Here is a 1,379-nt window from a genome sequence, read left to right as displayed (position 1 = left end):
CGCTTGCCTTGAGTCGATACTCGTTTATTACCCGACAACGTTTAACTTTTTACACTTCCGTTACGGAAATTACAATTTATGTAACGCTTTTTTAACGAATAGCGAGTATTATACGACCGTCTCTAGTTAAAATACAACCCAAAGATCATTTGCCCTTTGCAATAAAACAACATTCTCTCACTTTGCCCATTGTTTATCGCCACGAGCTTTGTCATTTTCGTTTAGTTTGTTAGTTATGTAATGTCATAACTACCTCTGCCATTTAAAATGTCATCTCGCCTAATCCTCGTTCTAGTCAGCCATTCCAAGTATTAACATGATGCTCCATGATGGTACAACCATCATGAGTTATAAATTTCAGAGGAAAAAATTCAATTATGGTGTCCCCTTCATAAATTCTTTATTTTTTGTTCAATTTCAACTTATATCAGTTTTTCCTCCTTTATCACCACGAGCTTTGTCATTCTCGTGTGCAAATATAAATCGAGTAGTAAGTGTGGTTGTTTTATTTAAATGTCACTGCAACCAATCTTCTGTATCAATTTAACCATCATGAGCTTTTGATTCAAAATAGAATATTTTATATCTTCTGTTCAAAAAACCTTGAAAGGCTATAAAGCCAATCAAGGTTTCTATCCTAAATTTTATTCCACTTATCGCTTCCCATTATCCTATCGATAATATGTTCTGCTTCCCAAACAGCAGCAACTTCTATTCCCTTACACTCCTGTTCAGTCGATTTACGTTCTTGACCTTTATGGTAAATAGAATATTTCCCAGTGATGGAGTCTTTCATGTAATATGGGGGTGGCCATTCTTCCTCTTCATTTTTAAATGGTCGATTATCTACAATTGGCCATTTCCCAGATTTCAAAACATCATCATACACCCCAACAATAAATTGGTATTCTTCCTGTTGTGGTAAATCATCTACATCTACCCCGATATGCTTATAAATTCCGATAGACGCATCCCTATATCTTCTTCCAAATGCATACTTACTGTTTGGTAAAGGGATTGCAAAAATGTCACCTAATTTCACCTTTTTTCCTATACTCATACTTACCACTCCTTGTCGGCTGCATCCAGATACCTTTTCTTATTAGGATTAATATCTGATATTCCATTAATTTTATTACCAGAAGTACCACCTTTTGATTTAGCCCCACCATTTAGGTCAATAAGTTGCTGTTCTCTTCCACGAATAGCATCTTTATTTGTTGAAGATTTGTCAAGTCTTGCAGGTCCAAACCCTTCATTATTCATATGGTGGTTAGCATCTCTCTTTGCGATATTTTCTAAAGGAGTTCCTGTACCACTTGTCCTACCAGTATATACTTCTCCGGTAATTGGTTTAGTTTTTGTATATGTTTGATAGG

General features: G+C 35.5%; 2 protein-coding genes. Both read right to left on the bottom strand.

The genetic code is table 11. The features are described 5' to 3' along the window. Positions 1-637 precede the first annotated feature (637 nt). The gene (locus M44_RS18595) at positions 638-1,060 is read right to left on the bottom strand and encodes an Imm26 family immunity protein (RefSeq protein ID WP_010176101.1); all 423 of its coding nucleotides are present in this window, start codon (positions 1,058-1,060) and stop codon (positions 638-640) included. 2 nt (positions 1,061-1,062) lie between these two features. Further along, on the bottom strand, positions 1,063-1,379 hold a 317-nt coding region (locus M44_RS18590; protein WP_010176100.1), incomplete at its 5' end, for a hypothetical protein.

The sequence above is a fragment of the Bacillus coahuilensis m4-4 genome, from assembly GCF_000171615.1.
Classification (GTDB): Bacteria; Bacillota; Bacilli; order Bacillales; family Bacillaceae_K; genus Bacillus_T; species Bacillus_T coahuilensis.
Note: the sequence above shows the minus strand (reverse complement) of the source record. Positions and strands in the feature narration are given on the sequence as shown.

Excerpts from the sequence above, each read along its gene's own strand:
- M44_RS18595 (WP_010176101.1), bottom strand. The coding sequence starts at position 1,060 with ATGAGTATAGGAAAAAAGGTGAAATTAGGTGACATTTTTGCAATCCCT.